Origin of the sequence: Geopseudomonas aromaticivorans (assembly GCF_019097855.1) — a bacterium.
Lineage (GTDB): Bacteria > Pseudomonadota > Gammaproteobacteria > Pseudomonadales > Pseudomonadaceae > Geopseudomonas > Geopseudomonas aromaticivorans.
In genome coordinates this window covers 1-25,808 of the sequence record NZ_JAHRGL010000011.1, presented here as the reverse complement: position 1 = coordinate 25,808, position 25,808 = coordinate 1, and the positions used below count along the sequence as shown (strand labels likewise).

The following is a 25,808-nucleotide window of genomic DNA, read 5'->3' as shown; positions in this document are numbered from 1 at the left end:
CCGGAAACCGACTGTATGCCCAAAGCACGCCAATCGCCCTGGCGCATCCCGCTGGTCCGCGAGATCGGCATCATCCTGCTGCTCAAGCTGGTCATCCTACTGACCATCAAGGCGGTCTGGTTCAGCGAGCCGACCGTGCCGGCAAATGGCAGCCAGCGTGTCGGCGCCCACCTGCTCGGCACCCCACCCGCGCAACCTTTGTTCCTGAACGAGGAGAAGCCGAGATGATCTCGGAAGCCGTCGTCGACCTATCGCGCCTGCAATTCGCCATGACCGCGATGTACCACTTCCTGTTCGTGCCGCTGACCCTCGGGCTGGCCTTCCTCTTGGCGATCATGGAGTCGGTCTACGTGATGACCGGCAAGCAGGTCTACCAGGACATGGTCAAGTTCTGGGGCAAGCTGTTCGGCATCAACTTCGCCCTCGGCGTCACCACCGGGCTGACCATGGAGTTCCAGTTCGGTACCAACTGGGCCTACTACAGCCACTACGTCGGCGATATCTTCGGCGCGCCGCTGGCCATCGAGGGGCTGATGGCGTTCTTCCTCGAATCGACCTTCATCGGCCTGTTCTTCTTCGGCTGGGACCGCCTGAGCAAGGTGCAGCACCTGGCGGTGACCTGGCTGGTGGCGCTGGGCTCCAACCTGTCGGCGCTGTGGATCCTGATCGCCAACGGCTGGATGCAGAACCCGGTGGGCGCCGAGTTCAACTACGAAACCATGCGCATGGAGCTGGTCGACTTCGGTGCGCTGCTGTTCAACCCGGTGGCCCAGGTCAAGTTCGTGCATACCGTGTCGGCCGGCTATGTCACCGGCGCGGTGTTCGTCCTGGCGATCTCCAGCTGGTACCTGCTGAACAAGCGCGACCTGGGCTTTGCCCGGCGCTCCTTCGCCATCGCCTCGGCGTTCGGCCTGGCCTCGGTGTTATCGGTGATCATCCTCGGCGACGAGTCCGGCTACGAGATCGGCGACGTGCAGAAGACCAAGCTGGCGGCCATCGAGGCCGAATGGGAAACCGAGGAGGCGCCGGCCGCCTTCACCCTGTTCGGCCTGCCCAACCAGGAAGCGCAGCGCACCGACTACGCGGTGAAGATTCCCTACGTGATGGGCATCATCGCCACCCGGTCGCTGGACCGGCAGGTCACCGGCCTCAAGGAGCTGATTGCCCAGCACGAGGTACGGATCCGCAACGGCATGAACGCCTACGCCCTGCTGGAGCAACTGCGCGCCGGCGACAAGAGCGCCGCGAACATCGCCGCGTTCAATGCCGTGAAGCAGGATCTCGGCTATGGCCTGCTGCTGAAGAAGTACGCCCCCGCCGTGGTCGACGCCAGCGAGCAGCAGATCAAGCGGGCGGCGCTGGATACCATCCCCGACGTGCCCAGCCTGTTCTGGAGCTTCCGCGCCATGGTCGTCTCCGGCTTCCTGATGCTGGCGCTGTTCGTCTGCGCCTTCTGGGCCTCGGCGCGCCGCAACGAGGAGCGCAAGCCCTGGCTGCTGCGCTGGGCCTTGCTCAGCCTGCCGCTGCCGTGGATCGCCGCGCAGACCGGCTGGTACGTCGCCGAGCATGGCCGCCAGCCGTGGTCGATCGGCGAGGTGCTGCCCACCCATCTGTCCGCCTCCAGCCTGTCGACCGGCGACGTGTGGGGCTCGCTGATCGCGCTGGTGGCCTTCTACAGTCTGCTGCTGGCGGTGGAAATGTACCTGATGATCAAGTTCGCCCGCCTCGGCCCGTCCAGCCTGCATACCGGGCGCTACCACTTCGAACGCCTTGCCGCCGCGCAACCGGCCAAGGCCTGAGGAGACCGCCATGTTCGACTACGAAACCCTGAAGCTGGTGTGGTGGGTGCTGATCGGCGTGTTGCTGATCGGCTTTGCCCTCACCGACGGCTTCGACATGGGCGCCATGGCGCTGATGCCCTTCGTCGGCAGGACCGACAGCGAGCGGCGCGTGGCGATCAACACCATCGCCCCGCACTGGGACGGCAACCAGGTATGGTTCATCACCGCCGGCGGTGCGCTGTTCGCCGCCTGGCCGATGGTCTACGCCACCGCCTTCTCCGGGCTGTACTGGGCCATGCTGCTGGTGCTGTTCGGCCTGTTCTGTCGCCCGGTCGGTTTCGACTACCGCAGCAAGCTGGAAAATACCCAGTGGCGCAGCGCTTGGGACTGGGCGCTGTTCGCCGGTGGCGCCCTGCCTGCGCTGCTGTTCGGCGTGGCCTTCGGCAACCTGTTCCTCGGCCTGCCGTTCCGCCTCGACGGGCTGATGCGCTCGTCCTACGAAGGTTCGTTCTTCGCCCTGCTGCATCCCTTCGCCCTGCTCGCCGGGGTGGTCAGCCTGAGCATGCTCTGCGCCCACGGCGGCGCCTGGCTGATGCTGCGCACCGATGCCGACCTGCACGCCCGTTCGCGCCAGGCCACCCGGCTGTGCGCGCTGGTCTACCTGCTGGCCTTCGCCGGCGCCGGCCTGTGGCTGGCACTGGGCATCCAGGGCTTCAGCCTGGTCGGCAACGTGGATTTCGGCGCAGCGCTCAACCCGCTGCACAAGCAGGTCAGCCTGGACAACAGCGGCTGGCTGGCCAATTACGACCGCTACCCGCTGACCCAGATCGCCCCACTGGCGGGCCTGGCCGGCGGCCTGCTGGCCATGCTCGGCGCGCAACTCAACCGCGGCGGCCTGGCCTTCCTCGGCAGCAGCCTGGCCATCGTCGGCACGATCTGCACCGCCGGCTTCGCCCTGTTCCCGTTCATCCTGCCCTCGACCCTCGACCCGGCCTCCAGCCTGACCCTGTGGGACGCGGTGTCCAGCCGCAAGACTCTGGGCATCATGCTGGTGGTGGCGGCCATTTTCGTGCCGCTGATCCTCGCCTACACCCTGTGGAGCTACGTGCGCATGTGGGGCCGGCTGAGCGACAAGACCATCGAGGCCAACCCGCACGGACTGTACTGAGCCGCGCCTGAGCAAGGAGATCGACACATGTGGTACTTCACCTGGATTCTCGGCGTGCTGCTGGCCTGCAGCTTCGGCATCGTCAACGCACTGTGGCTGGAAACCACCCAGAACCTCGACGAGGAGTCCGCGGGTGAGCAGTGACGCGCACCCGCGACTGCAACGCGGCGGGAGCCGCGCTCTTTCATTGCTGCTGGCCACGCCGCTGGCCCTGGTCCTGCTCATCCACCCGGCGGCCATGCTCGACAGCGAAGGCCGCTACAGCCACGGCCTGCTGATGCTGGTGATGTGGGGCGTTTCCTGCGGTTTCATCCACGGCGTCGGCTTCGACCCCTACAGCCGCCTGTGGCGCACGATCTTCCACCCGCTGGGCGGCTGGCTGCTGATGGGGCTGGGCTATCTGATTCTCTGGCGCGCCAGCCACAGCTGACCGCGCCCAATCAAGCGGTCAGTTGCTCCAGCTCGGTGAGCAGCTGAAGCGCCTGAATATTCGTAGCGCCGCACACCTCGGGATCGGCGGAGAATCGCGAGCAGACCGCCGGCCGCTCGGGCTGGCCAAACAACCGGCAGAGATTGCCCTCATCCAGCTGCACACAGCGCACACCGGCCGGTTTGCCCTGCGGCATGCCGGGGATCGGCGAGGAAATCGACGGGGCGACGCAGCAGGCCCCACAACCGGCTCGACATTGCATGACGACTACTTACCCGAAAAGTCCATGACACAGGAGCGGCGCGTGACATCGGCCGCCAGGCGCGCGAGCATAGCCGCCGCTCCGGCACTCGCCAAGAGCAGCCCATCGTCACCCTGTGGAGTCAGACCCATGCCGGTTTGGATGCAGACCGCCGCCCTGCTCAGCCTGTCCAACATCTTCATGACCTTCGCCTGGTACGGCCACCTGAAGACCCTCAACGGCAAGCCGTGGATCATCGCCGCGCTGATCAGCTGGGGTATCGCCCTGTTCGAGTACGCCTTCATGGTGCCGGCCAACCGCATCGGCTACAGCGAGCTGTCGGTCGGCCAGCTGAAGATCATGCAGGAAGTCATCACCCTGAGCATCTTCGTGCCGTTCAGCGTTCTTTACATGCAGCAGCCGCTGAAACTCGACTATTTGTGGGCCGGCCTGTGCCTGCTCGGCGCGGTGTACTTCATCTTCCGAAGCGCCTGAGCGTACCGGCCCGGATGGATCAGGAGCGGACGCGTGGCTTCAGACGCGTGATCAGACTCGAGGTATCCCAACGCCCACCGCCGGCGGACTGCACGTCGGCATAGAACTGATCGACCAGCGCGGTGACCGGCAGCTGCGCACCGTTGCTGCGCGCCTCGTCGAGCAGGATGCCCAGATCCTTGCGCATCCAGTCCACCGCGAAACCGAAGTCGAAGCGCCCTTCCAGCATGCTGGCGTGACGATTATCCAGCTGCCAGGACTGCGCCGCCCCCTTGCTGATCACCTCCATCGCCGCATTGCCGTCGAGGCCGGCGCACTGGGCGAAATGCAGCGCCTCGGACAGGCCCTGCAGCAGGCCGCCGATGCAGATCTGGTTGACCATCTTGGTCAGCTGGCCGCTGCCGGCGTGTCCCATCAGGCGCACCATGCGCGCATAGCTCTGGATCACCGGCTCGGCGCGGTCGAACACCGCCGACTCGCCACCGACCATCACCGTCAGCACGCCGTTCTGTGCCCCGGCCTGGCCGCCGGAGACCGGCGCATCGAGAAACTCCAGCTCGCGTTCGGCCGCCAGGGCCGCCAGCTCGCGGGCCACGCTGGCCGAGGCGGTGGTGTGATCGACCAGCACACTGCCCGGCGCCATGCCGGCAAAGGCGCCGTCTGCGCCCAGCACCACCGAACGCAGGTCGTCGTCGTTGCCCACGCAGCTCATCACGAACTCGGCCCCTGCCACCGCCTCACGCGGTGTCGGTGCACTGCGCCCGCCATGTTCGGTCACCCAACGCTGCGCCGTCTGCGCGGTGCGGTTGTATACGCACAGCTCATGCCCGTGGCGCGCCAGATGCCCGGCCATCGGATAGCCCATCACCCCCAACCCCAGAAACGCGACCTTCGCCATCATTCACCTCCAGTGAGCGAGTTCCCGAGCCTAGCACAGGGGTTTGCCGCCACAGTAGGCTGCGGCCATACTCGGCGTGCACAGACCAAGGAGCGGAGCATGAAACACTGGCTGGTGATCGACCTGGAAGCCACCACGGACAAGAACGGCTGGCCGGTCGAGGAGATGGAGATCATCGAGATCGGCGCCTCGATAGTCGACGAGCAGGGACGCGAGCTGGCTCACTTCCAGAGTTTCGTCCAGCCGACCCGCCGCCCGCAGCTGACCGCCTTCTGCCGCGAGCTGACCCACATCCGCCAGTCCGACGTGGACAGTGCGCCGACACTCAAACAGCTGCAAACGACCTTCGGGCCCTGGCTGCAACAGCATCGGGACAACCTGCAAGGCTGGCTCAGCTGGGGCGACTACGATCGCCAGCAGTTCGAGATCGAATGGCGCAAGCAACAGATCGACAGCTGCCTGGCCAGCCTGCCGCACTACAACCTGAAGAAGCTGTTCCACCGCCAGTTCAAGGGCGTGATCGGCCGCAAGCGGGTCGGCCTGAACAGGGCCCTGGAGATGACCGGCCTGACCTTTCTCGGCACCCAGCACCGAGGCCTCGATGATGCACGCAACATCGCCCGCCTGCTGCCTGCCACGCTGCCGGTACTGGCCGCCACGCGCCTGGAAGCTCAGCAGGAACAGCAGCTCCGCCAGTAGAAGCCTCCTTCATCTCCACGGCCCGCTCGACACCGCTGCCACCCGACCTGCACATCTACGGCCCTTCACTACCCGAAGGGCCGACAGGTGCCACCGGAAGCCCGCCTGCATGAACTAAATTCATGCAAATCCCGCTGCGACGCCAATCCCCTGCAGCTTTGCTATCATTCCCGCCTTTACGATCCACCCTCTCCAGGTAGTCCCCATGTCCGATCGCGCCGCCCGCCTCCAGGCCCTCCAGAACGCCCTCAAGGAACGCATCCTGATCCTCGATGGCGGCATGGGCACCATGATCCAGAGCTACAAGCTGCAGGAAGAGGACTACCGTGGCGAACGCTTTGCGGACTGGCCGAGCGACGTCAAGGGCAACAACGACCTGCTGCTGCTCAGCCGCCCGGACGTGATCCAGGCCATCGAGAAGGCCTACCTGGACGCCGGCGCCGACATCCTCGAGACCAACACCTTCAACGCCACCCGCGTGTCCCAGGCCGACTACGGCATGGAAGCGCTGGCCTACGAGCTGAACGTGGCAGGCGCCCGCCTGGCCCGTGAAGTGGCCGACGCCAAGACCGCCGAGAACCCGGCCAAGCCGCGCTTCGTCGCCGGCGTGGTCGGCCCGACCAGCCGCACCTGCTCGATCTCCCCGGACGTCAACAACCCGGGCTACCGCAACGTCACCTTCGACGAGCTGGTGGAGAACTACACCGAGGCCACCCGCGGCCTGATCGCCGGCGGCGCCGACCTGATCCTGATCGAGACCATCTTCGACACCCTCAACGCCAAGGCAGCGATCTTCGCCGTGCAGCAGGTGTTCGAAGAGGAAGGTGTCGAACTGCCGATCATGATCTCCGGCACCATCACCGACGCCTCCGGTCGCACCCTGTCCGGGCAGACCACAGAGGCGTTCTGGAACTCGGTGCGCCACGCCAAGCCGATCTCCGTGGGCCTCAACTGCGCCCTCGGCGCCAAGGACCTGCGCCCGTACCTGGAAGAGCTGGCCACCAAGGCCGACACCTTCGTGTCCGCCCACCCCAACGCCGGCCTGCCCAACGCCTTCGGCGAGTACGACGAAACCCCGGCGCAGATGGCCGCGGTGGTCGAGGAGTTCGCCGCCAGTGGCTTCCTCAACATCATCGGCGGCTGCTGCGGCACCACCCCGCCGCACATCCAGGCGATTGCCGAGGCGGTGGCCAAGTACCCGCCGCGCGCCATCCCGGACATCCCCAAGGCCTGCCGTCTGTCCGGCCTCGAGCCGTTCACCATCGACCGCAACAGCCTCTTTGTTAACGTCGGCGAGCGCACCAACATCACCGGTTCGGCCAAGTTTGCCCGCCTGATCCGCGAGGAGAACTACACCGAAGCCCTCGAAGTCGCCCTGCAGCAGGTGGAAGCCGGCGCCCAGGTGATCGACATCAACATGGACGAGGGCATGCTCGACTCCAAGGCGGCCATGGTCACCTTCCTCAACCTGATCGCCGGCGAACCGGACATCTCGCGCGTGCCGATCATGATCGACTCCTCCAAGTGGGAAGTGATCGAGGCCGGCCTGAAGTGCATCCAGGGCAAGGGCATCGTCAACTCGATCTCCATGAAGGAAGGCGTCGAGGCGTTCAAGCACCACGCCCGCCTGTGCAAGCGCTACGGCGCCGCCGTGGTGGTGATGGCCTTCGACGAGGCCGGCCAGGCCGACACCGCCGCGCGCAAGCGCGAGATCTGCCAGCGCAGCTACGACATCTTGGTCAACGAAGTCGGCTTCCCGCCGGAAGACATCATCTTCGACCCGAACATCTTCGCCGTGGCCACCGGCATCGACGAGCACAACAACTACGCGGTCGACTTCATCGAGGCCTGCGCCTACATCCGCGACCACCTGCCCTACGCGCTGAGTTCGGGCGGGGTGTCCAACGTGTCCTTCTCGTTCCGCGGCAACAACCCGGTGCGCGAGGCGATCCACTCGGTATTCCTCTACCACGCCATCCAGAACGGCCTGACCATGGGTATCGTCAACGCCGGCCAGCTGGAGATCTACGACGAGATCCCCAAGCAGCTGCGCGACGCCGTCGAGGACGTGGTGCTCAACCGCCACGCCGGCAGCACCGAAGCGCTACTGGCCATCGCCGACCAGTACAGGGGCGACGGCTCGGTCAAGGAAGCCGAAACCGAGGAGTGGCGCAGCCTGCCGGTCGGCAAGCGCCTGGAGCATGCGCTGGTCAAAGGCATCACCGCCTTTATCGTCGAGGACACCGAGGAATTCCGCCAGCAGTGCGCGCGGCCCATCGAGGTCATCGAAGGCCCGCTGATGAGCGGCATGAACGTGGTCGGCGACCTGTTCGGCGCCGGCAAGATGTTCCTGCCCCAGGTGGTCAAGTCCGCCCGCGTCATGAAGCAGGCGGTGGCCCACCTGATCCCATTCATCGAGGCGGAAAAGGGCGACAAGCCGGAAGCCAAGGGCAAGATCCTCATGGCCACGGTCAAGGGCGACGTGCACGACATCGGCAAGAACATCGTCGGCGTGGTGCTCGGCTGCAACGGCTACGACATCGTCGACCTGGGCGTGATGGTGCCGGCGGAGAAGATCCTCCAGGTCGCCCGCGAGGAGAAGTGCGACATCATCGGCCTGTCCGGGCTGATCACCCCGTCGCTGGACGAGATGGTCCACGTCGCCAAGGAAATGCAGCGCCAGGGCTTCTCGCTGCCGCTGATGATCGGCGGCGCCACCACCTCCAAGGCGCACACCGCGGTGAAGATCGAGCCGCAGTACAGCAACGACGCGGTGATCTACGTCACCGACGCCTCGCGCGCCGTGGGCGTGGCCACCACCCTGCTGTCCAAGGAACTCAAGCCCGACTACGTGGCCAAGCTGAAGACGGAATACGCAGAGGTGCGCGAGCGCACCGCCGCGCGCAGCTCGCGCACCGAGCGTCTCAGCTACGAAAAGTCAGTAGCCAACAAGCCGCAGTTTGACTGGGCCGGCTACCAGGCCCCGGTGCCCTCCTTCACCGGCGTCAAGGAGCTGGACGACATCGACCTCGCCACCCTGGCCGAGTACATCGACTGGACGCCGTTCTTCATCTCCTGGGACCTGGCCGGCAAGTTCCCGCGCATCCTCACCGACGAGGTGGTCGGCGAAGCGGCCACCGCGCTCTACGCCGACGCCCAGGCCATGCTCAAGAAGCTGATCGACGAGAAGCTGATCCGCGCCAAGGCGGTGTTCGGCTTCTGGCCGGCCAACCAGGTGCAGGACGACGACCTGGAGGTCTACGGCGCCAACGGCGAGACGCTGGCCAGCCTGCACCACCTGCGCCAGCAGACCATCAAGCCCGACGGCAAACCGAACCTGTCGCTGGCCGACTTCGTCGCGCCGAAGGAATCGGGCGTCACCGATTATGTGGGCGGCTTCATCGTCACCGCCGGCATCGGCGCCGAGGAGCTGGCCAAGGCCTACCAGGACAAGGGCGACGACTACAACAGCATCATGGTCAAGGCGCTGGCCGACCGCCTCGCCGAAGCCTGCGCCGAGTGGCTGCACGAGCGCGTGCGCAAGGAATACTGGGGCTACGCCAGTGACGAGCAGCTGAGCAACGAGGAGCTGATCAAGGAACAGTACAAGGGTATCCGCCCCGCCCCCGGCTACCCGGCCTGCCCGGACCATACCGAGAAAGGCACCCTGTTCCAGCTGCTCGACCCGCAAGGCACCAGCGGCGTGACCCTCACCGAGCACTACGCCATGTTCCCCGCCGCCGCCGTCAGCGGCTGGTACTTCGCCCATCCGCAGGCGCAGTACTTCGCCGTCGGCAAGGTCGACAAGGATCAGGTGGAGAGCTACAGCAAGCGCAAGAAGCAGGATCTCAGCGTGACCGAGCGCTGGCTGGCGCCGAACCTGGGCTATGACAGCTAAATGGTGACAGCGTAAGTGACAAGGCCCGCGGAAGCGGGCCTTGTCGTATCTACAGGTGTGGCCTGTGGCTCGAACCGCCACTCGCCTCCAAGCGGCGCACGATCCTTTTCGAATATTTCATGGTTGTCTTCAATCGAAACGTTCGAGAAAAAGACACGTACCTATCCGGCAGAATCAGGGCTATGACCCATAATTTGCTGGGACTCACGCAAGGGGTGTTTCAGCCGCCCTCAGACAAGGATGTATTTCAGACGCCCTCGAACAATGAAATGAGGTGTTAGATGAAATGCATTACCGTATGCGCCGCGATTCTCCTCGGCGTGTTTTCCGGAGCCGGCACTGCCGCGACGGACCCGTTAAGCAAAGCCAATCGTCTCCCGCCTTCGCTCGAGCAGAAGGTTCAGGACTTTCAGGGCGCCCTCAAAGCGAGAGGCTACGAGGTTGCACGGGGCTATTGGCAGCTGTGGTCGGCCGATGACTGCAAGTTTTCCCTGCAGACGATCGGGAACTGCTACGGCAACAACCCGACCGCCCCCTACGTCCTGGCCTTCCTCCCGCATTGGCGCGACGAATTCGTCGACCAGAGCCTGCACCATGCGCTCGCCGCAGGGCAGCGCAACATGACCCCCAACTACCGACTGGGTGAACGGGAAGCGCTGGTGGTGCTCGCCGAGCTTCCCCCGCCGGCCCGCTACTTCGGGATCGGGACCAACGTCTTCACCCGGGAGGCGAGCCTCAACAAAGATGATCCGGTCTATCAGATACTGAGCCCCGCGCCGGATCTGCAGGCGATCGTCTTCGGGGCATCGCCGAATCCCAACCGGATGATGATGGTCGCAAGCGTCGGCGACAGTACCAACAACGTCGTCATTGAGGAGCAGAGCACGCAGAGCTGGGGACAACAGCGCTACTTCGTGATCACTGCCGATGAGGATATGGCAAACGCAATGACCGAAGCGCTCGCCGGACTGGAGGGTGTCGAGGCGAACCAGGTGTTCACGGAGCCGGTCGCCCCGAGCCTGGTCCGCCTGGGATACGGGTCCGAGGCGGACGACTTGATCACCTACATCCGCTATTCGATGCCGAATGACGACACACTTGGCGAACAGTGGCGCAAACAGCTTCCGCTCACTGTCCTTCGAGTCCGGGACACCCGGTATGACTCGGCGAACAAGCCGTTCGATATCCCGGAATACGAGCCCAAGACGGCGAACACCGACGAACACACCCTCGAGGCTGACCTTGCGAAGCTGGTGGCAGCCGTAAAGGAAGACTGGGGGCAGGACGTCGCTTCATCGGACTTCCAGAGCTTGTCCCTGTGGATCGATCTCATCGGCCAGCACTGCCTCGGGCATGACGGCCCCCCAGCGCCTGTGCCACCGATCACTCTGCCCCGAGGCCCGATGAACTGCCTCGGCGATACCCAAGATGCCGATTACCAGATCAGCTCGACACACCATATCGACGGAGGCGAAGTCATTGCGGTAGTGGGAACTCTCGGCACCAAAACCGGGAACGCCACCTACACCAGCCTCTCGGTCAACTGGTTCCCTGCTCTTGTCGGCCTCCTGAACCGTGACGATCCGGCCCTGGAAGAGAGTGCGAAGAAGTTTCAGGACAGACTTTCGACCTCATACACGAATTTCTACGTGTACTACTTTGCGCGGGACTGCAGCGGCCTGTATCCGTGGTGCGAAGAGATTCCCAAAACGCTGCTGTCTCCCGGAGAGGCGATCAAGATCATCCAGCGCAACTACATCAATCCCGGCACGAGACGGGGCCCCGCCCCCGACAAGGTCCTCAACCCGGTTTCCTTCGAGCTTGATGGCGCGAGTCGGCCGACGATGTAATCTCCGTGGTGACGACCACGGAACAGTCCCTACACTGAAGAAGGAACACGGTGGGAACCCCGGCAACGCCGGGGCCCGCCAGTTCGCCGCAGTGGAGTTTGGGAGCGCAATCTGCTCGCTAGACACATCTGGGCGCGCAAGTGCAGAAGGCCAAGCAGACTGGGCGCAACCGCTGGTATCTAACCGGGGAAGCCCTCAGGCATACCTGGCATCACACCGCTACTTCGAGCCCGAGCGCCGCACGATCTTGATCGAATACTCCAGCTTCGGCTTGCGCGTCACGCTGATCGGGCGGCGGGTGACGGTGTCGAGGGTGATGTTCCAGAAGCCGCTGCTCGGCACATTGATCCTCGCCGGGAAGCGGTCGAAGTGACCACCGATGTAGTTGTGCCGGGCGCCGTTCTTGAAGGAGCGGAAGTTGGAGTCGTTCATCAGGCGGATGTTGCAGGGTTGCGAGCTCTCGATGACGATCAGGTCGCCCTCGTTGAGCTGCTCGCGTTGGTGAATGAATTTCATCGGTGATTCCAGAGCACGTTGCAAGGCGCGGAACATAGCACGAAGCCGCAGCTCTAGCTCCGCTGCTGCGGTTAAACTCGGCCTCTTCTTCCACGCCGACCGCGAGCCACGAACCTGCAGCGCCTTTTCAAACTGAACGTATGGCTGGCCGGCCTGTGGCTGGCGTGGATCGTGCTGACTCCGTCGCCACAAACGCCCAAGGTGATCGGCGACCTGGCCGGCGGCCAGCTGCGGGTCGGCAACCATCGCTTGCAGGCACTGCAGCCCTTCCAGCTTGAGGAGGCCATGGTGCTGGGCCGCGAGGACTACCGCTTCGACCGCGGCGCACAGGTCTCGCCCACCGATCTGGCGCTGGGCTGGGGTCCAATGGCCGACCCGGGCATATCCCGGCAGATCGAGATCCGCCAGAGCAACCGCTGGTACTACTGGCGGGCCGACGAGTTGCCAATTCCGCGACGGGAAATCGAGAGACACAGCACCAACATGCACATGATCCCGGCCAGCGCTGCAGTAGCCGCCATGCTGGACAGCTTGCAGAAAGGCGCGCGCATCCGCCTATCCGGCCAACTGGTGCGCGTCGACGGCGATGACGGCTTCCGCTGGGTCAGCTCCCTGAGCCGGGAAGACACCGGCAATGGCGCCTGCGAACTGGTCTGGGTCGAGCAATTGGCCGTGCTACCGTGATTGCGCCTGGACCGGCCCGCTAACCCGCAAGGGCGCATCGCAGGTATCTCGGCTCAGGGCGTGACCTGATACCCGCGCTGCTGCATGCAACTGGTATAGGCAGAAGAAGAGGCCGCACTGCTCTGCCGAGTACTGCGGCGCTCCTGACGCTGTCGGGAGCCGCCGACTACCGCCCCTGCCGCTGCCGTCTCCTTGGCCTGATTCTGCCGATACTCCTGCTGGACGTCCTCGTCGACGCGATCATACACCTCCTCGTGCTGACGACCACGAACCTCAGCAGCAGCCGCACCTGCCGCCGCGCCGGCAACGGCGCCACGGGCACGTCCGCCGGCCTGCGGGCTCGTCGTGCTGCTGCTCGTGCTGCCAGCCTGGGCCTGACAGGCGCTGATGTCCTGCTGGATCGTCTCGGGCGATTGCCCCTGGAGTGGTGTCACCGTCTCGGCCATGGCGGACAGGCACACCATCGAGCAGAGCGCGGCGATGCAGGGGGCGAAGAATGTTTTCATGGCGGGCACCACTCCGGTTGTAGCGGGTTTGGCGAGACCAACTCCCAATCGGGAAAGCATAGTCCAGGCGTTTGGAACCCGACTTGCTCAGGCGAATCTTCTCGCCGCTGTGGACGGGAACGACGATTTGCGCCGCTCGCCTTGCCTTCGATCGTGTCCCCGAGGCCGCCGCTCTGCCTGCAGGCACGCAAACAGCACTCCGCGATTGGACATGCCACATAAACCCGCCAGACTTCCAATAGTCAGTAGCGGCCTGTCCTGTGGGTTCGATTAGTCCATTTCGATTCATGCGCGCACGCCAGCGCATTCCCCCCGGAACCGCACAGACCACCAGCAGCGGATGATGCACCTACCATCACGGCGGAGGCCGTTCATGAGAAAAGCTCGGACCCGCAGCGTAACCATCGTCGGCCTGGTGCTGCTCGGCTTGCTAATTGTTGCCGTCGGGGGCTGGGGCGTGCTGGCCATCCTGTTTTCGGGGCCCCACGACGAAACACTGCGCAACGGCCTGGCTGCCGCCTTCGGCCTCGCCTCGCTGGCGACGTTGATAGCCCTGGTCTCGCGCCGCTGGCGCGGGCGCACCCTGGGCAGCTATCTCGTCGTGCTCGTCGTGCTGGGCGTCTGGTGGAGCGGCATCAAGCCCTCCAACCAGCGCGACTGGCTGGCGGACGTCGCCGAGCTGCCGCATGCCAGCATCGAAGGCGACCTGATCACGGTGCACAACATCCGCAACTTCGAGTACCGCAGCGAAACCGACTACACGCCCGCCTGGTACGACAAGCGTTTCGACCTGCGCAAGCTGCAAGGGGTGGATCTGGTCGCCGTGTACTGGATGGGCCCCGCCATCGCGCACATCTTCCTCAGCTTCGACTTCGGCGCCAGCGATCACCTGGCAGTGTCTATCGAGACGCGCAAGGAAAAGGGCGAAGGCTATTCCACCCTCAAGGGCTTCTTCCGCCAGTACGAGCTGTACTACGTGGTGGCCGACGAGCGCGACGTGATCCGCCTGCGCACCAACTATCGACGCGACCCGCCGGAGGACGTCTATGTCTACCGGCTGCAGGGCGACCTCGACAACGGCCGGCGCCTGTTCCTCGAGTACATGAAGCGCATCAATGCGCTGCACGAGCGCCCGGAGTTCTACAACACCCTGACCACCAACTGCACCACCGCCATCTGGATGAATACCCGCGTCAACGCCAACCACCTGCCCTTCGACTGGAAGATCCTGGCCAGTGGCTACCTGCCGGAATTCCTCTACGAGCAAGGGCGCCTGGACACCCGCGGCCTGCAATTCGCCGAGCTGCAGCAGCGGGTCCACGTCAACGCCCGGGCGCAAGCCGCGGATCGCGCAGCGGACTTTTCCAGGCGCATCCGCGAGGAGACTGCCCCGTCGCCGGCCGGCGTAGCGAGCGACGACCTCGATACAAAGCCGTGAACGGCTCCACTCAGGACCAGCGCAAACAGGGAGAAATGGGGATGCAATGTCGTTATCGGATCGTCCTTGCAGCCTTATGGCTGGCGATGGCCAGCATGCCGCCGGCCATGGCCGTGCCGGCCCCGACCGTCGAGCCATCCCGCGCGGAGGGTAGCCCAAAGCGCCCGAAGATCTGCCTGGTCCTCTCCGGCGGCGGGGCGCGGGGCGCCGCGCATGTCGGCGTGATCAAGGTGCTCGAGGAGTACCGCGTACCGATCGACTGCATCGCCGGCACCAGTATGGGCGCGCTGGTCGGCGCCTCCTACGCGACGGGCACTTCCGTCGCGGAAATGGAGACGATCCTCAAGGGTATCTCGACCGAACTGCTGTTCAAGGAGGCCCCCCCGCGCCAGGAGCGCGCCATGCGCCGCAAGGAGGACGATTACGGGATTCTGTTCACTCCCGAGGTCGGCCTGGACAATGGCGAGGTGAAGTTCGGCAAGGGCATCGTGACCGGGGTGCAGCTCGAGACCGTGCTGCGCCGACTCAGCAAGGCCAAGGGCCACTACCAGTTCGACAAGCTGCCGATTCCCTATCGCGCCGTGGCCACCGACCTGGTCACCGGCAAGGCCGTGGTGTTCAGCGAGGGCGAACTGGCCAACGTCATGCGCGCCAGCATGTCGGTACCCGGCGCGGTGGCGCCGGCAGAGTTCGGCGGCATGATCCTGGTCGACGGCATGCTCACCAGCAACCTGCCGGTCCAGACCACCCGCAACGAGATGGGCGCCGACATCATCATCGCGGTCAACGTCGGAACACCGCTGCTGAAACGAGAGCAGTTGACCGGGATCTTCGGCGTATCCGGGCAGATGCTCAGCATCCTGACCGAGCAGAACGTGCAGGCCTCGCTGGCGACGCTGACGCCCTCCGACGTGCTGATCTCCCCGGATCTAGGCGACTTCTCGACCGGGGATTTCGACCATCTGGAGCAGATTGCCCCCATCGGCGAAGCGGCAGCGCGCAAGGTCGGGGATCGACTCGCCCAGCTATCCATCCCGCCCGCTGAATACGCCGCGCTGCGGCAGCGCCAGCTGGTTGCCATCGAGCCCGACCTGCGCCCGGTCGACGAGATCCGCTTCGTGAACCTCAAACGCGTCAACCCGAAGACCGCGCAGGCGGCCATGGCCACCAAGGCTGGCGAGCTGATCGACCAGACGACCCTCGACCGCGACATGCGCCGCCTCTACGGCACCGACGACTTCGAGCACGTGAACTATCGCTTCATCGAGGAGCCAGGCAAACGGATCCTCGCCGTGGATGCCGTGGAGAAAACCTGGGGGCCGAACTACCTGCGCTTCGGCCTGGGCCTGTCCAGCGACTTCAGCGGCGACGCCTTCTTCAACATCCTCGGCAGCTATCGCAAGACCTGGCTCAACGACCGCGGCGCCGAGTGGCGCACCGACGTGCAGCTCGGCCACACCAGCGGCCTGTACACCGAACTCTACCAGCCGTTCAGCGCCGACAGCCGCTTCTTCGTCGCCCCCCACGCCCTCATCGAACGGCGCACGGCAGACCTGTACCGGGACGACGACCGCGTGGCGAGCTACGAGATGACCTCCATGCTCGCCGGCGTGGACGTGGGCAGCCACTTCAACCGCTATGGCGAACTGCGCATTGGCATGGAAGGCGGCCAGCTCAAGCCGCGACTGGACACTGGCCCGGAAATTCTATCGCCGGGCGAGTCGCGCATCGCGCAGGGGGCATTCCGGGCCGTCCTGAAGCTCGACCAGCTCGACAGCGTGCACTTCCCTCGCTCGGGCTGGCGCGCCGGGCTGAACGTATTCGACTCGACCGACACGCTCGGCGCGGATGACGACTACACCAAGTGGGACGGCGATGCCAACGCGGCGTACTCGTTCGGTAACCACACCCTGAGCCTGGCGATGAAGGTCGGCGACAACATCGGCAGCAACTCCCTGCCGCGCTATGACCAGTTCCAGTGGGGCGGATTCCTGACCGGCTCCGGCTACTCCACCGGCCAGTTGGCGGGCGAGGAACTCAAGTTCGGCCGGCTGATGTACTACCACCGCATCCTGGAAGGCAGCATCTTCGAGGGCGCCTACAGCGGCTTTTCCCTCGAGGCCAGCCAGATCGGCAAGCCGCTGGTGCCGGGCAACTCGGAGGACTGGCTCAGGTCAGCCAGTATCTTCATCGCCGCAGACAGCCCGCTCGGCCCGGTTTATTTTGGCTACGGGCGAGCGGAAGACGGCAACAGCAGCTTTTATTTCTATCTGGGCAGACCGTTTTAGCTTCTGACGGCAGACACGACATCCAGCTGACGACACTTACAGCGCGGCAACTGTGCGACAGCAATCCAGCAGGTGAACAGCATGGCCACCGGGAAGAAAACCACCAGCAAGACCAAGACCAAAGCCGCCAAGGAAGCCGAGGCCGCCCCGGTATTCCGCTCCCGTGACGAGCGGATAGCCGCCGGACGGCTGCTGCGCGACAAGGTGCCGCGCACCAGCCACGCCGCCTGGACGCCACCGGCCAAGCACCGCGACCCCATCGCCATCCTGGAAAAATCCAACGAGGATCGGGTGCAGGAACTGGTGCCGATCCGCTACGGGCGCATGCTACGCAGTCCGTTCGCCTTCTTGCGCGGCTCGGCGGCGCTCATGGCCTACGATCTCGCTACCACGCCCGACACCGGCATCCGGGTGCAGGCCTGTGGCGACTGCCACCTGATGAATTTCGGCATGTTCGCCACCCCGGAGCGCAACCTGGTTTTCGATCTGAACGACTTCGACGAAACCCTCCCCGCCCCCTGGGAATGGGACATCAAGCGGCTGGCCGCCAGTTTTGTCGTCGCCGGTCGCGATAACCGGCTATCCGATAGCGAGTCACGGGACGGCGCAGTGGCGTGTGTGCGCGCCTATCGGGAAAACCTGCGCGAATACTCGAAGATGAACCCGCTTGAGGTCTGGTACTCGCGCCTGGATATCGAAACCCTGCTCGAGACGGCCCCCGATGAAAAGGCCCGAAAGATACGCCAGCAACTCGCCGACAGAGCCCGCGAGCGGGTGGGCGAAAGCGTGTTCCCCAAGCTGGCCACCCAGGTTGCCGGGCTCCCGCGCATAGTCGATCAGCCGCCGATCCTGTACCACGTGGCCGAACCCGATTTCATGGACAAGATTCGCGAGGGGCTGGAGGCCTATCGTGCAACGCTGTCCGATGAGCGCCGCGTGCTGCTGGACCGCTATCACCTGGTGGATGCCGCCCTGAAAGTGGTCGGTATCGGCAGCGTCGGCACCCGCTGTTTCATCGGGCTGTTTTTCTCTGAAGAAAACCATCCGCTGATCCTCCAGTTCAAGGAATCCTGTCGCTCGGTCCTCGAGCCCTATGCCGGTAAAAGCCACTATGAAAACCAGGGCCAGCGCGTGGTGATGGGGCAACGGCTGATGCAGTCCTCCAGCGATATCTTCCTGGGCTGGGTGCGGGGCCGGCAGGGACGGGACTTTTTCGTGCGCCAATTGCGCGACATGAAGATGGCCGTCCCCATGGAGGGCGTTTCCGCCACAACACTCAAACGCTACGCCGGGATCTGTGGCCTGGTCCTGGCCCGCGCCCACGCCAAGTCCGGGGATGCCGCGACCATCAGTGGCTATCTGGGCAAGTCGGATGCCTTCGACGAGGCACTGGGCGACTTTGCCCTCGCCTATGCCGATCAGACGGAAAAGGACCACGCGGCCCTGGTGGAGGCCGTGAACGCTGGGCGGTTGGAGGCCCTCATCGAGGAGGAGTAGTGCTTCGCCACGACCAACCGCGTCGACCGAGGCCTCAGCGGCCGGCTTCCGGCGCCTTCAAGGCCTCGGCGATCACCGACACATCGAGGATGTTGCGCACATCCACTTCCTCGCTGATGACTTCCTCCTCGAGCAGGAAGGTCACCAGATAGCCGAGGCGGCGATGGAACTCCGCGCCCTTGACCAGCGAATACCGGTAGCGGGGGTCCACCCACAGGGACAGGTCGGGCGGCGGGGAGTTTTCGTAGATCGCCTCGGCCCACTCCTCCTTGATGCTCATCTCCCGGGCCAGAGCCCTGATTCCGACTTCGGGGGCTTTCTGCATGACTTCGCTGGCCATCAGCAGCGCGCGCAGAAAGCGCACCGCCGCTTCCCGGTTGTTGCTGAGCCATTCGCTGCGGGCAGCATAGACCGACACCGAAGCGTAGATGCCCATCGCACCCTCGGTGACGATGAGCCGGCCTTGCGTCTCATGCACCATCCGCTGCATCCAGGGCTCCCACACCATGGCGGCGTCGATCCGGTTGCCGGCCAGCGCGCTCAGCTGCTCGGCGGGCGACATGTCGAGCAGCTCGACCTGGTCGCGGCGGATGCCCAGCTGGCGCAACGCCATCATCAGCCCGAAGTGGGCAGTCGACCCTCGGTAGAAGCCTATGCGCTTGCCGGCCAGATCGGCGACCGTTTCGATGCCGCTGCCGCGGCGCGCGACCAGGCCCTCGCCGTAGGCATTCTCCGGGTTGATCCCGACCACCACCCAGTCGACACCCTGGGTCAGTCCGCTGATGAAGGGCACGCTGCCGATTGAAGCCACATCGATGCTCCGCTCCCGGGCAGCGGCAATCATCGGCGGTCCGGCGACGAACTTGACGAAGCTCGGGCGCAGGCCAGCCTGCTCGAACAGATGCAGGTCCCTGGCCACCAGCAGCAGCCAGTCGGTGTTCGACTGGAAACCGATGGTCATCGGCAGCGGGCTGCGCTGCGCTGACGGGGGGCTGGCGTGGACCGCTCCCAGACCTGGCAGCAGCAACAGGATGAGCAGCACCACTACCGTAGTCTTGTGCCTCATGTGTGCTCTCCTTTCAGGCCGCGTCAGCGCGTGGTCGGAATCGTCAGGATTGGCGCTGCTTCATTGCTTCTGGTCTCCACGAAGGTGAAGAGGAACATGATCGACGAGAAAATCTGCTTGGACGGGATGTCCCGGTTGTCGATGAAGAACCAGTAGCCCTGATACGGCACGGCCACGAAGGCGTCGGCCGGTGGCTCGGCAGAGTTCGCCACCCGGATCAGCGGCGCAATCGCCCCGCCGGGTCCGATATCCCCTTCCGTGGTCGGCCGAACCCGCTTCTCCGCCACGTGCGCCTCGGGTACCGATATGTACGAGGCGATGTCGACGAGAATCTCGTAGATCGACCGGGTCAGCAGGGCGATTTCCCGATCATGGCTGGCGACGGTGCCGTAGGTGACCTGATACTCCCGGGCCTCCGGGTCCAGGCCCAGCAGCTGCGCCACGTTGCGCCGCGCGCTTTCCTCGGCGGCGGCGGTCCGCGGGCGGAAGATCATCTGCAGCTTCGGCTCACCTGCACCGGGTTGAAGGCGCATGCCGATGTCGCCCGACGACTGCAGCCGCTCGAGGTTCGGCAGCAGGGCGTAGAACTCGGGGTTGGCCCGGCGCACGAACAGACGGCCGACCCGGCGGTTGTCGATGCCGTTCACCGACTGGACCGAGGTGCGGAACACCTCCTCCACCGGGTTGCCGGCCTGGATGATGTTGAGGATCACCGAGGGCGGAATCGGCGTCATCAGCGAGCGAGCGAAGCGCTCGCCGCTCATGGGCGTGTAGGTGACGGTCGGGCTGTCGTTGAAGGTGGCCCCAGCTGTCAGGCCCACGGAGCTGGTGATGACCGGGGTGCCGTCAGTCTGATTGACCGCCGCGGCCGCACCGAAGCTGCGCGGGAAGGAGTAGCCGGCGACGATCTGGCCGACGTCGAGGAACACCGGCGCATCCCCGTAGCGGAGCTTCACCAGGTTCAGCAGCATCTGCTGCTTCCACGAATCGCCCACGGCGGACGAGTAGTCCAGGCGGTCACGGCTCACCGTGCCCGGGCCGATGCTCGTGCAGCCGCTGAACAGCGTGCAGATCGCCACCACGCAGAGTGCCGCAACGGAGCATCCTTTCATCCAGCAAGTCCCTCTTCGAGTCCGAATGACCGTCATGCCTTCACCTGCCTGCTCGCCCGCGCGCAGGTGCACCACAGTATAGAAAGCCCGGGGCGACTCATCCCGCCGCCGGCCAGTCCTTAGCGGCTCCCCCGCAGCAACGGATCGAACGGATTGATGAGCTGCAGCTCGCTCAGCAGGCGCGCCACCTCCTGCGTCTTGCCCGCCGCCTGCAGGTAGCTGGCCAGCGCCATGCGCACCTCGCGGTTGGCCGGATCGCGTGCCAGTTGCTGCAGCAGCAGTTGCTGCGCGGCCTGCTGCTGTCCCGCATCGTGCAGAGCCACGGCCAGCACATAGGCATAGCTGGCGTTGTCCGGCGCCAGTTGCTGCGCCTTGCGCAGTGCCTCGAGCGCCGTGTCGCGCTGGCCGGCACGCACCCGCGTGAGGCCCAGGGCATGCAGCAGACTGGCCTCCTGCGGGTAGGCCGCGCTGCTGTCCTGCAGGAACTGCAACGCTTCGTTACGCTGCCCCTGCCCTTCCAGCCACTGCGCCAGCAGCAGGCGGGCGGGATGGAACTGGCCGTTGCGCTGCAAAGCCAGACGCAGACTGGCCTCGACCTGCTCGGGGCGGCCGGTCTGCTGGTAGAGCGTGGCCAGGTTGGTCAGCGCTTCGGCACGGTCCAGCTGGCTGCGCTGCGCCTGTTCGTACTCGGTCAGCGCCGCCGACCAGCGCGGCAGTCCCTGGCGCAGCTCGGTCGGCAGTTGCGCCAGTTGCCAGGTCGCGGCCAGGCGAACCGCGTGGCGACCGTCGCCAAGCAGGGGCGCCAGCGCCTGGGCCTGCTGCTCCGGCGTAGCCAGTACCGACAGGACCTCAATCGCCGCCAGGCGCACCACTGCCTCGGGATGCTGCAGCGCGGTCGCTACCACCTGTCCAGCCGCCGGCCCCGGATAGCGCGGCACCTCGGCCAGCAGCGCCGCCTTGCGCAGAGCCGGCAGGTCGGTGCGCGCCAGCTGCGCGTACAGGGCCTCCGCCGCCCCGGCCTGCCCGGCACGCGCCTGCTTCAGGGCCTTGGCATAGCCACCGTCGCGCGGCGCCGTCTGGCCGAACCAGTCCTGGAACTGCTGGGCTACCTGGCGGGCATCCTTGTCGGCATGGCAACCCAGGCAGGCGTCAGCATGCCCAAGCTCCACAGCCTGGGCGGGGTTGGGCACGCTGAAGCTGTGGTCGTGGCGCAGGTCATTGCCCATGTAGTATCGACCGGGCATGTGGCAACTGGTGCACTGCGCCCCCGCCGATCCCTGCTGATGGCGATGGTGCTCGGGCGAGTCGTACTGCTTGGCCAGCAGACCACCAGCCCGGATCTCGCCGCGAACCGCCTTGCCGGCCGGGTTGTGGCACTGGGTGCAGACCGCGTTGCCGCTCAGGCGCAGGTCGCCGCTGTGCGCATTGTGGCAGTCCGAGCAGCGCACGCCGGCGGCATGCATGCGGCTCTGGGTGAAGGAGCCGTACTCGAACACCTCGTCCTGAATCTTGCCGTCGACCTCGTACAGGCCCGCGTTCAGCGTGGCCGGCAGGTAGTCGTCGAACAGCGGTCGCTCGGCGTGATAGCCGTCGCCCAGCGGCGAGCGCCGGCTGTGGCAGCGGGCGCAGGTTTCCACTTCGCTGCGATTGCCGCCATCGCGCAGATTGACCACCAGGCCATGATTGCGCAGGTCGGTACGCTCCGGCTTGCGCGTCCAGACCAGATGGTTGGAGGCAGGCCCATGACAGCTCTGGCAGCCGACCCCCAGTGCCTGCCAGTGGCTGGCGAACTGGTTCTTGTCGCTGTCGAAGCGGCGCTCGAAGCCAGTGGTGTGGCACTCGATGCACATGAAGTTGGCATTCTGCTGCGCGCCGCTCCAGTGCAGTGGATCGCGATGGTCGACACCCTGATTGGGATACAGGTGGAACCAGGCCTGCTTCTCGACATCCCAGGCGGCGCCGAGCGCCTGCAGGCGGCCGCCCTCCAGCTCGACCAGGTACTGCTGCAGGGGCTCCACTCCGAAGGTGTAGGCCACCTTGAAGTCGGCGGGCTGGCCATCCGCCCCCGGCAGGTTGACCCAGAACTCGTCGCCCTTGCGCACGAAGCCGGTGGTTTCCACGTCGTTCTGCAGCGGCGGCGCGTTGAAGTCGGCCAGCACCGTCTGCGGGTTGGCAGGCTGCATGGCCCGCTGATGATGGGAGCCCTGCCAGCTTTTGAAGGCCTCAGCATGACAGCCCTGGCATTGCTGCTCGTCCACCCAGTGCGCGGCGGCGAGCGGTTCGGGTGCTCGCCCTTGCGTCCACCACCAGACGAAGCCGGCGCTGCCCAGCAGCAGTACTGCGCCGAGCAGCAACCACAGCCAGCGGGCCGGCTTCGATGAGGGACGGTCGGAGGGGAACGAGGACATGCGGACAATCCATTGCAAGAACTGGCAGGTGAAGCCGCGACGGCTGCGCGGCCTCGTCAATGCGGTGAAAAACAAACTCCACCTTGCGGTGGAGTCTGCCTGACGCCGGAGCGTCGAACCAGAGAAGCGTGGAGACCCGCCCTTTTCAGGCAGGGCGGGCTCCTGCGGCTCACTTCAACTGCACGGTGACCTTGTCGATCTTGCCGGTGAAAGCGGAGCGATGCTCGGCACCGATGGCTTCGACCACCGGGGTGCCCAGATCGATGCCGACATCGGCAGTTTCGTCAGCGGAGAAGCCGCTCGGCTGGGTGCGTTCGATGCGGCCTTCGCCCACCTTCTGGTCATTGACGTACAGGGTACCCAGGCCACCCTTGCCAAGCCCTTCGCCGTCATAGGCGAACTCGAAGCGCAGGGTCGCCTTGCCCGCCGGCAGCGGCTTGCTGCCCGCGACCGAGAACTGCTGCAGACCGAGGTAGTTGTAGGTGTAGGCCGGCACGCCATCCTTGACGTACAGCGACCAGCCACCGAAGCGCCCGCCCTGGGCCAGGATGGTGCCGTTGGCGCCTGCCGCCGGAATCTCCACTTCGGCGGAGACGGTCTTCGAGCGGTTCTTCACGTTGATGAATACGTTTTCCGCCATGCCGGTCATGCCCCCGGCCAGCGTCAGCGAGGTACGACCCGCCATCAGGTCCGGACGGCCGGCCATGGCCGGCAACAGGCGCTCGAAGGTACGGTCATCCAGCGGCAGTGCATGGTGCTCGCTGGCTTCCTTGAGGAACAGCGCCTGCATTTCCTTGAGCTTGTCCGGGTGCTGGGCGGCCAGGTTGTTGGCCAGGCTGAAGTCCTTACGCACGTCATACAGCTCCCAGACGTCGTCTGCCAGGGCTGCGCGCGGCTTGCCTTCCCACGGTGCGCGGTGGATGGTGCGGGCGAACCAGCCGTCGTGATAGATGGCGCGGTTGCCGCTGATCTCGAAATACTGGGTGGTGTGGCGTTCCGCTGCCTTGCCGTCGTTGAAGCTGTAGACCAGGCTGGTGCCTTCCATCGGGATCTGCGGCGTGCCGTTGACCACCTTGGGCTCAGGCAGGCCGGCGGCTTCGAGGATGGTCGGCGCCACGTCGATGACATGGCTGAACTGGGTACGCACCTCGTTCTTCGCCTTGATGCCCTTCGGCCAGTGCACCACCATGCCGTTGCGGGTACCGCCGAAGTCGGAAGCCACCTGCTTCATCCAGCCGAAGGGGGCGTCGAAAGTCAGCGCCCAGCCAGCCGCCATGTGCGGATAGGTTTCCGGGCCGCCCCACTTGTCCATGACCTTGAGCATGTCGGGGACAGTTTCCTTCACGCCATTAAAGTAGGTGTACTCGTTGAACATGCCATTCTCGCCACCCTCGCCGCTGGCGCCATTGTCGCCGGCGATATAGATGACCATGGTGTTGTCAGCCTGGCCGACATCGTCGACCGCCTTGAGCATGCGACCGATCTCGTGGTCGGTGTAGTCGAGGAAGGCGGCGAACACTTCGGCCTGGTGGGCGAACAGGCGCTTCTCGTCAGCCGACAGCTTGTCCCAATCCTTGAGGGCCGCGGGCTTGGCTGCCAGTTGGGTATCCGGAGGCACCACGCCCAGCTTGATCTGGCGGGCCAGCGTCTCTTCGCGCATCTTGTCCCAGCCCTGGTCGAACTTGCCCTTCCACTTGGCGATCCACTCCTTGGGCGCATGGTGCGGCGCATGGGTGGCGCCCGGCGCGAAGTAGACGAAGAACGGCTTGTTCGGCGTCAGCGCCTTCTGGTACTTGATCCACGACGCGGCCTGGTTGGTCATGTCGGTCATGAAGTGGTAGTTGGGATCTTCCGGCACCCGCACCGGGGTCACCCCGTCGTAGAGGTAGGGTGCCCACTGGTTGGTTTCGCCACCGAGGAAGCCGTAGAACTTGTCGAAGCCCTGCTGGGTCGGCCAGCGATCATAGGGACCGGACAAACCGGTTTCCCAGGCGGCGGTTTCATGCCACTTGCCGAAGGCAGCAGTGCTGTAGCCGTTCAGGCGTAGCATCTCGGCCACCGGCGCGGTGGCGTTGGGGATCTGCCCGGTATAGCCAGGGAAGGCAGTGGCCATATCGGTGATGAAGCCCATGTTCACCGTATGGTGGTTGCGCCCGGACTTGAGGGCAGCACGGGTCGGCGAGCAGAGCGCGGTGGTATGGAAGTTGTTGTAGCGCAGGCCGTTCTCGGCCAGCTGATCGAGGGTCGGCGTGGCGATCGGACCGCCGAAGGTGCTGGTCGCGCCGAAACCGAGGTCGTCGATCAGCACGACGATGACGTTGGGGGCACCTGCCGGCGCCTCGATCTTGAACGGCGCAGGCGCCTTGGCGTTGCGGGCATCCAGCTCCGTGTAGAGCGGCCTTCCCGGTTCGGCAATCGGCAAGCTGCTGCGATCCAGATCGCCGGCTCCTTCTTGGGCCTGCGCCAAGGGCATAAAAAAGGCGGGTAACATTCCCGCGCACACTGCAATTCGACGCAGCTTCATCCTGACCACTCCTTTGATATGTCGCAGCTTTGCGGGGGAGAGTATAGGCAACTATGCAACGGTCAACTTTGCTTGGCATTTTACGCCACGACTTGAAAAAACCATCGCTTCTCTTCGCCTAACCTTCCAGCATTAATCTATTTAAGGCTAGACTTTAATTTCAAACGCCCCACCAACTCTAAGGAAGGTCTGAAATAGCCCTCCCCATTCGCGACAGACCTGCTCGGCAGGCCAAAATCGGGCTACTTCATCCCCCTGGACTCAGTTTCCTGCCCCCGAAGAGCATTTGCCGGGGGCTTCCCCTGCATT

General features: G+C 65.1%; 21 protein-coding genes. 13 read left to right on the top strand and 8 right to left on the bottom strand.

Annotated elements, in window-relative coordinates; genetic code table 11:
- Positions 1–15: 15 nt before the first annotated feature.
- The 5 genes from cydP to KRX52_RS03955 are packed head-to-tail and all read left to right on the top strand — an operon-like array spanning position 16 to position 3,379.
- Complete coding sequence (cydP, locus tag KRX52_RS03975; protein WP_217679870.1) at positions 16–228, top strand: cytochrome oxidase putative small subunit CydP; 213 nt, start codon at positions 16–18, stop codon at positions 226–228.
- Positions 225–1,799 (top strand): cytochrome ubiquinol oxidase subunit I, encoded by a 1,575-nt coding sequence (locus KRX52_RS03970; RefSeq protein WP_217679869.1) that lies wholly within the window; start codon positions 225–227, stop codon positions 1,797–1,799. Before cydP ends, KRX52_RS03970 begins: the two co-directional genes overlap by 4 nt.
- A 10-nt stretch (positions 1,800–1,809) precedes the next feature.
- Entirely contained in the window at positions 1,810–2,949 is a 1,140-nt protein-coding gene (cydB, locus tag KRX52_RS03965; RefSeq protein ID WP_217679868.1) for a cytochrome d ubiquinol oxidase subunit II, read from the top strand.
- A 27-nt stretch (positions 2,950–2,976) separates the two neighbouring features.
- Positions 2,977–3,093, top strand: a complete 117-nt coding sequence (cydX, locus tag KRX52_RS03960; RefSeq protein ID WP_217679867.1) for a cytochrome bd-I oxidase subunit CydX — start codon at positions 2,977–2,979, stop codon at positions 3,091–3,093.
- Complete coding sequence (locus KRX52_RS03955; protein ID WP_217679866.1) at positions 3,083–3,379, top strand: cyd operon YbgE family protein; 297 nt, start codon at positions 3,083–3,085, stop codon at positions 3,377–3,379. The genes cydX and KRX52_RS03955 overlap by 11 nt, the downstream gene beginning before the upstream one ends.
- 10 nt (positions 3,380–3,389) lie before the next feature.
- Here KRX52_RS03955 and KRX52_RS03950 read toward each other — a convergent pair whose 3' ends face one another.
- Entirely contained in the window at positions 3,390–3,641 is a 252-nt protein-coding gene (locus KRX52_RS03950) for a YkgJ family cysteine cluster protein (protein ID WP_217679865.1), read from the bottom strand.
- Positions 3,642–3,770: 129 nt separating this feature from the next.
- Here KRX52_RS03950 and KRX52_RS03945 point away from each other — a divergent pair, with 129 nt between their 5' ends.
- Positions 3,771–4,115, top strand: coding sequence for a DMT family protein (locus KRX52_RS03945; RefSeq protein WP_217679864.1), 345 nt, complete (start codon positions 3,771–3,773; stop codon positions 4,113–4,115).
- Positions 4,116–4,134: 19 nt separating this feature from the next.
- Here the strand turns inward: KRX52_RS03945 and KRX52_RS03940 are convergent, their stop codons facing one another.
- Positions 4,135–5,013: an NAD(P)-dependent oxidoreductase gene (locus KRX52_RS03940; protein ID WP_217679984.1), complete on the bottom strand. Its 879-nt coding sequence runs from the start codon at positions 5,011–5,013 to the stop codon at positions 4,135–4,137.
- Between the two features lie 99 nt (positions 5,014–5,112).
- On the opposite strand from KRX52_RS03940, the gene KRX52_RS03935 reads away from it, so the two are divergent.
- From KRX52_RS03935 to KRX52_RS03925, 3 genes are all read left to right on the top strand, one after another.
- Positions 5,113–5,712, top strand: a complete 600-nt coding sequence (locus tag KRX52_RS03935) for a 3'-5' exonuclease (RefSeq protein ID WP_217679863.1) — start codon at positions 5,113–5,115, stop codon at positions 5,710–5,712.
- 205 nt (positions 5,713–5,917) lie between these two features.
- Complete coding sequence (gene metH, locus KRX52_RS03930) at positions 5,918–9,610, top strand: methionine synthase (protein WP_217679862.1); 3,693 nt, start codon at positions 5,918–5,920, stop codon at positions 9,608–9,610.
- 281 nt (positions 9,611–9,891) lie between these two features.
- Entirely contained in the window at positions 9,892–11,460 is a 1,569-nt protein-coding gene (locus KRX52_RS03925) for a hypothetical protein (RefSeq protein WP_217679861.1), read from the top strand.
- Between the two features lie 219 nt (positions 11,461–11,679).
- Here KRX52_RS03925 and KRX52_RS03920 read toward each other — a convergent pair whose 3' ends face one another.
- Entirely contained in the window at positions 11,680–11,976 is a 297-nt protein-coding gene (locus KRX52_RS03920) for a DUF1883 domain-containing protein (RefSeq protein ID WP_217679860.1), read from the bottom strand.
- Between the two features lie 171 nt (positions 11,977–12,147).
- Between KRX52_RS03920 and KRX52_RS03915 the strand changes: the two genes are divergently transcribed.
- On the top strand, positions 12,148–12,660 hold the full coding sequence (locus KRX52_RS03915) for a hypothetical protein (protein WP_217679859.1): 513 nt from the start codon (positions 12,148–12,150) through the stop codon (positions 12,658–12,660).
- A 53-nt stretch (positions 12,661–12,713) separates the two neighbouring features.
- Here the strand turns inward: KRX52_RS03915 and KRX52_RS03910 are convergent, their stop codons facing one another.
- The gene (locus KRX52_RS03910) at positions 12,714–13,166 is read right to left on the bottom strand and encodes a YMGG-like glycine zipper-containing protein (protein WP_217679858.1); all 453 of its coding nucleotides are present in this window, start codon (positions 13,164–13,166) and stop codon (positions 12,714–12,716) included.
- 373 nt (positions 13,167–13,539) lie between these two features.
- Between KRX52_RS03910 and KRX52_RS03905 the strand changes: the two genes are divergently transcribed.
- From KRX52_RS03905 to KRX52_RS03895, 3 genes are all read left to right on the top strand, one after another.
- The gene (locus KRX52_RS03905) at positions 13,540–14,604 is read left to right on the top strand and encodes an Lnb N-terminal periplasmic domain-containing protein (protein ID WP_217679857.1); all 1,065 of its coding nucleotides are present in this window, start codon (positions 13,540–13,542) and stop codon (positions 14,602–14,604) included.
- A gap of 41 nt (positions 14,605–14,645) precedes the next feature.
- Positions 14,646–16,892 (top strand): patatin-like phospholipase family protein, encoded by a 2,247-nt coding sequence (locus KRX52_RS03900; RefSeq protein WP_217679856.1) that lies wholly within the window; start codon positions 14,646–14,648, stop codon positions 16,890–16,892.
- A gap of 81 nt (positions 16,893–16,973) precedes the next feature.
- Entirely contained in the window at positions 16,974–18,389 is a 1,416-nt protein-coding gene (locus KRX52_RS03895) for a DUF2252 domain-containing protein (protein ID WP_217679855.1), read from the top strand.
- Positions 18,390–18,423: 34 nt separating this feature from the next.
- On the opposite strand, the gene KRX52_RS03890 is transcribed toward KRX52_RS03895, so the two are convergent.
- The 4 genes from KRX52_RS03890 to KRX52_RS03875 form a co-directional block, all read right to left on the bottom strand.
- Positions 18,424–19,455 (bottom strand): ABC transporter substrate-binding protein, encoded by a 1,032-nt coding sequence (locus KRX52_RS03890; protein ID WP_217679854.1) that lies wholly within the window; start codon positions 19,453–19,455, stop codon positions 18,424–18,426.
- Between the two features lie 23 nt (positions 19,456–19,478).
- Complete coding sequence (locus KRX52_RS03885; RefSeq protein WP_217679853.1) at positions 19,479–20,567, bottom strand: hypothetical protein; 1,089 nt, start codon at positions 20,565–20,567, stop codon at positions 19,479–19,481.
- A 119-nt stretch (positions 20,568–20,686) separates the two neighbouring features.
- Complete coding sequence (locus tag KRX52_RS03880; RefSeq protein WP_217679852.1) at positions 20,687–22,975, bottom strand: multiheme c-type cytochrome; 2,289 nt, start codon at positions 22,973–22,975, stop codon at positions 20,687–20,689.
- Positions 22,976–23,144: 169 nt separating this feature from the next.
- A complete protein-coding gene (locus tag KRX52_RS03875) occupies positions 23,145–25,397 on the bottom strand; it encodes an arylsulfatase (protein ID WP_217679851.1) in 2,253 nt (750 codons plus the stop codon).
- Positions 25,398–25,808 lie beyond the last annotated feature (411 nt).